Annotated in this window: 1 pseudogene; it reads left to right on the top strand. The window is 35.8% G+C overall.

Features of this window, described 5'->3' with window-relative positions:
• Nucleotides 1-701, top strand: a pseudogene (locus AC1DJR_RS31715) (hypothetical protein); the annotation flags it as partial.
• Between the last annotated feature and the right edge of the window lie 190 nt (nucleotides 702-891).

Below are 891 nucleotides of genomic sequence, written 5' to 3'. Positions count from 1 at the left end.
CATTTGATGTTGCACCAAGAAAAAATATGGTGATTTTAAGCGGATGCAGACCTGGCGATCAGTTTTCATATTCTCCAAATAAGAAAATAGGTAATGCTCCACTTGATTACGGTTCTGATACATCGAACGGAAACGAAACAGTTCAATTATCACAATCAAGCACAGGAGCAATGTACCAACACCATTATTTAGCTTTCATTACTCACGATATGTCAGTAGATAGTGGACAAGGGCGCTTTAATCCATCGGTTTATAGTGGTAAATATCATTTATCTCAAATTTATATTGTTCATCCAAACGATGGATATGTTGGAAAACTAGATGATGTTTATGCAGTTCATCCAAAGAATATCCAGCAAGCCGATGAGCTAGAAATTGAAAAAACAGTTGTAGATGAAGTACTTGGACAAGGTGACGGACACCGTAAAGTATTTCATTTAGAACATAAGCCAAAGGGTGAAACGTTAAGATTATTCATTTCATGTAAAGAAGTAGAAAAAACGGATTATGTATACAATGCAGAAGATAAGACCGTTACATTTAACGAAGCACCGGTTATTGGTTCTGAAATCACAGGCGCTTATGAAATGGCTCAATTATATCGTTACACATTACCAACAACGCCAGTTTGTCCTATGACACAAGCGAAAGCAACACCATTTAATCCAATTGGTTTAGCGATCTACAAAGRAGATATTTAAGCATAAGGGGGTAGCAGAAGAATGAGTGAAAAAGTTTATTCTATTGCTTCCCCTTCTATATGTACCAAAGAAAAAAGTCATGTTGTTGTCGTTGGTTCTGGACCTAATCAGAATGAGAAAGTTTATTCTCTTTCTATTACGCCAGCAAATACAGAAAATAAAAATGATGTTGATTATCCAGTTTGCATTG

The sequence above is a fragment of the Bacillus sp. 05T31 genome, assembly GCF_056396725.1.
The sequence above is the reverse complement of the archived record's forward strand: the minus strand, read 5'-3'. Positions and strand labels throughout refer to the sequence as shown.